Annotated in this window: 6 protein-coding genes and 4 tRNA genes; 6 read left to right on the top strand and 4 right to left on the bottom strand. The window is 72.9% G+C overall.

Annotated elements, in window-relative coordinates:
- Nucleotides 1-266: 266 nt before the first annotated feature.
- Entirely contained in the window at nt 267-836 is a 570-nt protein-coding gene (locus ACFV0O_RS08890; RefSeq protein ID WP_380338328.1) for a CGNR zinc finger domain-containing protein, read from the top strand.
- A gap of 98 nt (nt 837-934) precedes the next feature.
- On the opposite strand, the gene ACFV0O_RS08885 is transcribed toward ACFV0O_RS08890, so the two are convergent.
- On the bottom strand, nt 935-1,390 hold the full coding sequence (locus ACFV0O_RS08885) for a hypothetical protein (RefSeq protein WP_360264685.1): 456 nt from the start codon (nt 1,388-1,390) through the stop codon (nt 935-937).
- A gap of 110 nt (nt 1,391-1,500) precedes the next feature.
- Here ACFV0O_RS08885 and ACFV0O_RS08880 point away from each other — a divergent pair, with 110 nt between their 5' ends.
- Entirely contained in the window at nt 1,501-2,001 is a 501-nt protein-coding gene (locus ACFV0O_RS08880; RefSeq protein ID WP_380338325.1) for a DsbA family protein, read from the top strand.
- 7 nt (nt 2,002-2,008) lie between these two features.
- On the opposite strand, the gene ACFV0O_RS08875 is transcribed toward ACFV0O_RS08880, so the two are convergent.
- The 3 genes from ACFV0O_RS08875 to ACFV0O_RS08865 all read right to left on the bottom strand — a co-directional run bounded on the left by ACFV0O_RS08875 (nt 2,009) and on the right by ACFV0O_RS08865 (nt 4,864).
- On the bottom strand, nt 2,009-2,854 hold the full coding sequence (locus ACFV0O_RS08875; protein ID WP_380338322.1) for a GNAT family N-acetyltransferase: 846 nt from the start codon (nt 2,852-2,854) through the stop codon (nt 2,009-2,011).
- Between the two features lie 79 nt (nt 2,855-2,933).
- Entirely contained in the window at nt 2,934-3,764 is an 831-nt protein-coding gene (locus tag ACFV0O_RS08870; protein ID WP_380338320.1) for an aminotransferase class IV, read from the bottom strand.
- Between the two features lie 38 nt (nt 3,765-3,802).
- Complete coding sequence (locus ACFV0O_RS08865) at nt 3,803-4,864, bottom strand: chorismate-binding protein (protein ID WP_380338317.1); 1,062 nt, start codon at nt 4,862-4,864, stop codon at nt 3,803-3,805.
- Nucleotides 4,865-5,203: 339 nt separating this feature from the next.
- Between ACFV0O_RS08865 and ACFV0O_RS08860 the strand changes: the two genes are divergently transcribed.
- The 4 genes from ACFV0O_RS08860 (at nt 5,204) to ACFV0O_RS08845 (ending at nt 5,612) form a co-directional block, all read left to right on the top strand.
- Nucleotides 5,204-5,276 (top strand) — tRNA-Gly (locus ACFV0O_RS08860).
- 40 nt (nt 5,277-5,316) lie between these two features.
- A tRNA-Cys gene (locus tag ACFV0O_RS08855) sits at nt 5,317-5,390 on the top strand.
- 37 nt (nt 5,391-5,427) lie between these two features.
- A tRNA-Val gene (locus tag ACFV0O_RS08850) sits at nt 5,428-5,499 on the top strand.
- A gap of 41 nt (nt 5,500-5,540) precedes the next feature.
- A tRNA-Val gene (locus tag ACFV0O_RS08845) sits at nt 5,541-5,612 on the top strand.
- Nucleotides 5,613-5,715: the final 103 nt, after the last annotated feature.

The raw sequence follows: 5,715 nt of genomic DNA, 5'->3' as shown, positions 1-5,715 counted from the left end.
CGCGCGGAGACGGGCCGCTCGGAAACTGGCCGCTCGGAAACTGGCCGCTCGGAAACTGGCCGCTCGGAAACTGGCCGTGCGGAGACCGGCTCCACGCTCGGGTTCGAAGGCCGAAACCGCGGGCCGACGCCCGGTTTCGGACGCTCTGACGGGATCCGTGCACACCTTCGAAAGAACGCGCCGCCCTTCTGGCACAAGGCCCGGTATGGTCTGGGGTAACCGTGGACGCGGGGTATCGGAGTCCCCCTGCGCGAGGAGCCCCCAACGTGCTGATCACCCATGACACCGAGTGCGCGCTGAGCATCCTCGTGGAGTTGCTCAACACCGCACCCGAGGTGTGCGGCGCCGAGCGGCTGCCGGACGTCGCCGCGCTCGACGCCTTCGTGGTCCGCCAGGAGATCAGCGAGATCGACTCGCTGACCGAGGACGACCTGCGCCGGGTGCACGAGCTGCGCACCCGGCTGCGCGAGGTGTTCGGGACGGAGTCCACCGCCGAGGCCGCCGAGCTGGTCAACGCGATCGTCGCCGCCGCCGGGACGACGCCCCGGCTGACCGACCACGACGGCCACGACTGGCACATCCACTACTTCGCACCGCACGCCGCGCTCGGCGACCACCTGGCGGCCGAGCTGGGCATGGCCCTCGCCTTCATCCTCATGGCCGGCGAGCGGGAACGGCTGCGCCGGTGCGAGGCACCGGACTGCGCGCGGGTCTTCGTGGACCTCTCCCGGAACCGCTCGCGGCGCTACTGCGACAGCCGCACCTGCGGCAACCGGCTGCACGTCGCCGCCTACCGGGCGCGGCAACGCTCGGCGGAAGCCGTCCCCTCCGCCTGACACCGGGGGCACTCGCCTGGGGTTCCGGACCCCGGACTCCTGTCCTCCCGGGCCTCTCCCCCGGGTCCGCGCTCGGGTCCGGCGTCCGGATCCGGTGGTCAGATCCCGCGCTTGCGGAGGATCTCCTCGATGTCGGCGAAGTCGCCGAGGCCGTCGTCGCGCTTGCCCCCGGCCGGCTTCTTCGGCGCCTTGGGCGCCGGTGCCACCGCCGGACGCTCGGGCGCGGGACCGGCGGCCGCCGGACGCTGCGGCTCAGCCTCGACGGCGCCGCGGCGGCCGACCCAGCGGGTGGTGACCAGCAGAACCGCGGAGACGCCGAGCAGCGCGATGCCGGTCCACACCCGCGGGTCGAGGACCAGCTTGGCCGCCCAGTCGGTGAACGCCCGGCCGATCGTGCTCGCCAGCGGGAACAGGCCGGTCAGGTAGAGCCCTGCGGGCAGCAGGGCGACCGCGAACCAGCGGGTCGCCGACAGGAAGCGCCGCTGGTAGGCCCGCAGGCCCGCCACAACCACCCCGCCCGCCGTGAGGATGAAGCTGATCGCCGCGCTCAGCACGGGGCCACCCCTTCGCGTCCGGTCGTCCTGGTCATCGGTGCCTCCCTGTCGGTCCGCCCTCGGGCGCACCGCCGGCCGGAGCGGACGCCCACTAGTGGAACACTGGGGGAATGATCGATGGTTCCCTCCCCCGCCTCGAGTTCTGGTGCGACCTCCAGTGCCCGGACTGCCGCACCGCGCTGGACGACGTACGGGCGCTGCGCGCGCAGTACGGCGACGCACTGTCCGTGGAGCTGCGGCACTTCCCGCTCGAGAAGCACAAGCACGCGTACGCCGCGGCCGAGGCGGCCGAGGAGGCGTTCGACCAGGGGCTGGGCTGGCCGTTCGTGGAGGCGCTGCTGGCCCGGGTCGAGGACCTGGACGCACGGGGGCAGCAGGTGCTGCTGGAGGTCGCCCGGGAGGTCGGGGTGGACGCCGACGAGGTCGACACCGCGCTGATCGACGGCCGGCACATGCTGACCGTCGACGCCGACCAGGCCGAGGGGAAGGCGATCGGGGTCACGGGTACGCCGACGTACGTGATCGGCGGTGAGCGCCTGGACGGCGGGCAGAGCCAGGACGGGCTGCGGGAGCGGATCGTGGCCGTCATCGAGGCGGCGCGGACGTCCTGACGGCACGTCAGAGTGCTTTGCCGTAGAGGCGGTCGGTGACCGCGTAGCCGAGCGAGTCGTAGAGCCGGATGGCGACCTCGTTGTCGGCGAAGACGTTGAGGCCGAGGTTGCGCACCCCGGCGGCGAGGCACTCCCGCTCGGCGAGCAGCATCAGGGTGCGGCCGTGTCCCCGGCCCCGGTGGGCCCGGGACACCTCGACCACCATCACCCAGGCGAGCGGTTCGCCGTCCGGCAGGTCACGCAGGTGGAGGGCCACCCAGACCGAGCCGCAGGGGTCCGGCCCGCCGTCGGCGCCGTACAGGCTGCTCAGGACGACGCCGGGGGTCTCGGTGCCCTGCGGCAGCAGGGTCCGCCCGCCGCCGCCCGCTTTGGCGCGCGCCTGGTCCTCGGTGAGTCCGGAGGCGACGAGTGAGCGGGCGAAGCGTTCGGTGCCCCCGTCGAGCCAGTCCTGGAGCGCCGCGGGGTCCATCGGGCGCGCGGTGAGTCCGGCGGGCAGGGCGGGGGCATCGGTGAGGCGCTTGTACAGGGACCGCATCCGCTCGGTGTAGCCGAGGGTGGCGGCGAGGGCGCGTGCGATCGGCGCCGACTCGGGGACCTTGACGTCCACCCGGGTGCAGCCCCAGTGGCGCAGCACCTCCTCCGCGGCCAGCGCGCCGAACGTGCCGCGCCCCCGGCCGCGCCCCTCGGTGATTTCCAACTCCGATATCTCGCCCCAGAGTCGGCCGTCGTGCGGAGTGCCGGTGGTGCGCAGCGCGCCGACCGGGTGGCCGTTCGACAGGATCCGCCAGCGTCTGGTGCGGCCGCCGGCCGCGGTGGGTGTCTCCGGGCCCTCGGGGCGCAGCGTGGTGGTCATGTGGTGGTCCCTTCCCCTTGTCCGGGAGGTTATCCACGAGGTCGGGCACGCGGCCGGTTCCGTCTCCCGGAGGCGGGGATCACGGGTCGAGGTCGTCGTCGCCTCGCTCGGCGAAGACCTTCATGGCCTCGGCGGTGACGGGGCCGATGCCGGCCAGCTCGCGGTCGTCGACGCGGGTGACGGCCTGGACGTCACGGGTGGTGGAGGTCAGGAAGACCTCGTCGGCGTCCCGGAGGGCGTCGAGCGGGAGGTCGGCCTCCTCGGCTCCGCACCAGTCGATGACGAGCTGCCGGGTGATGCCGGCCAGGCATCCGGAGGCGAGGGCGGGGGTGAGCAGGCGGCCGCCGATGACCACGAAGACGTTGGAGCCGGTGCCCTCGCAGAGCCGGCCGGCGGTGTTGGCGAACAGGGCCTCGGAGGCGCCGGTGCGGTGGGCGGCGGCCAGGGCGACGACGTTCTCGGCGTAGGAGGTGGTCTTCAGGCCCGCCACGGCACTGTGCTCGTTGCGGCGCCAGGGGACGACGGCGACGGCGGTCTCGTCGGGGCGGCGGCCGATGGCGCCCATGGCGACCACGAGGGTGGGGCCGGTGGTGCCGCGCTCGGAGCCGAGCGGGGCCGGGCCGCCGGTGTAGGTCACGCGCAGGCGGCCGAGCGGCGCGGGGTTGGCGGCGAGGACCCGGGCACAGGCCTCGCGGACCAGGTCGTGGTCGGGATCGGGCAGGCCGAGGCCGCGGGCGGAGCGGGTGAGCCGGTCGAGGTGGCGGGTGACCGCGAAGGCCTTGCCGTCGACGGTCTTCATGGTCTCGAAGACGCCGTCGCCTGTGGTGAGGCCGTGGTCGAGGACCGAGACGGCGGCGTCGGCGGAGTCGACGAGGGCGCCGTTGACCCAGCTCGTGGTGCGGTTGTGCATCGGGGCTGCTCCTCAGCGGGGGCGGTGGACGGTGTGGCTCACGCCCCGGTGTGGTCGGGTTCGCTGCCCGACGCTATCGCGACCAGTCGGGCGGCCTTCAGTTCGGTTTCCGCCCACTCGCGTTCGGGATCGGAGCCCCAGGTGATGCCGGCGCCGGTGCCGAAGCGCAGGACGGGCGCGCCGGGGTCGGTCCGGTCGACCCAGAAGGTGCGGATGCCGACGGCGAGTTCGCCCTCGCCGCGGTCGGCGTCGACCCAGCCGACGGCACCGCAGTAGGGGCCGCGCGGGGCGGTCTCCAGGGCGTCGATGATCCGCAGGGCACTGGACTTGGGGGCGCCGGTGACGGATCCGGGCGGGAAGGTGGCGGCGAGGAGCTCGGGCCAGTCGGCGTCCTCCCGCAGGGTGCCCTCGACGGTGGAGACCAGGTGGACCAGGCCGGGGTGCTTCTCGACGGCGCACAGGTCGGGGACGGTGACGGTGCCGGTGCCGCAGACGCGGCCGAGGTCGTTGCGGACCAGGTCCACGATCATCACGTTCTCGGCGTGGTCCTTGTCGAGGAGGTCGTCCTCGGTGCGGCCGGTGCCCTTGATCGGGCCGGAGGAGACGGTGCGGCCGGTGCGGCGCAGGTAGAGCTCGGGTGAGGCGGTGGCGATCTCGACGCCGTGGCCGGGCAGTCGGATGGTGCCGGCGTAGGGGGCGGGGTTGCCGTGGGCGAGGAGGCCGGTGAGGGCGTCGACGTCGCTGAGGTCCGGGTCGGGCAGGGGCGCGGACAGCACCCGGCAGAGGTTGGCCTGGTAGACCTCGCCCGCGGCTATGTGCTCGCGGATGCGACGTACGCCCGCGACGTAGGCGGCGCGGTCGAGGGAGCTGTGCCAGGTGCCGGCGTCCGGGCCTCGCCAGCCCGCGCCGGAGGGCGGGGCGGGGGCGGGGCGGAGCTCGTCGAAGCGGGCGCAGGTCAGTCGGCCCTCGAAGTCGTAGGCGACGGCCCAGTAGCCGGAGGAGTCGAGGGCGGCCGGGTCCGAGGTGACGTCGCGCAGTCCGGTGGCCAGGCGGCCGCCGAAGCGGGCGAGCGGGGTGCGGGGGTCGGGGTGGCCGGACACGGTTCTCCTGCGCGGTGTGCTGGGCGGCGGTGCCTGAAGTGTAGGTCGGGGGCGCGGGCCCGGCCCTGTGTGACCGTGCGTGCGCCCGGGCGTACGGACCCGGGCGTGAGCAGCCACGGACGTCGCGCGGGTGTGCGCCGGGTGACCTGCGGATGATCGTCCGGGAGCGCCGCAGGTGACGGCCGATGACCGCGGTCGGAGGCCGACGCGACGGCACTCGACGGGCATCCCCTCGGCACGCTGCGGGAACGGATTTTTAGCTGGCCCGGGAATCCGCTAGAGTTCAACACGTCGCCAGGGAGCGCAGCCGGGAAAACCGGTGAGGCCCCCGGGAGACAGGCGGACGTGGCTCAGTTGGTAGAGCATCACCTTGCCAAGGTGAGGGTCGCGAGTTCGAATCTCGTCGTCCGCTCGATGGAGAACAGTGTAAGATCGTTCTTCATGTGTTGCCTGGTGGAGTGGCCGAGAGGCGAGGCAACGGCCTGCAAAGCCGTGTACACGGGTTCAAATCCCGTCTCCACCTCCAAGAGGATCCCCCGGTTCCACCGGGGGCGTCCCCGTGCGCGCGATTAGCTCAGCGGGAGAGCACTACCTTGACACGGTAGGGGTCACTGGTTCAATCCCAGTATCGCGCACGTCGGATCCTTCGAGGTCTGCTGCAGGACCGCCACACCAGGCGCGATTAGCTCAGCGGGAGAGCACTACCTTGACACGGTAGGGGTCACTGGTTCAATCCCAGTATCGCGCACGTCGGGCCCTTCGAGGTCTGCTGCAGGACCGCCACACCAGGCGCGATTAGCTCAGCGGGAGAGCACTACCTTGACACGGTAGGGGTCACTGGTTCAATCCCA

Origin of the sequence: Kitasatospora sp. NPDC059577, assembly GCF_042735475.1 — a bacterium.
Classification (GTDB): Bacteria; Actinomycetota; Actinomycetes; order Streptomycetales; family Streptomycetaceae; genus Kitasatospora.
This window is presented reverse-complemented; position numbering and strand designations above follow the sequence as displayed.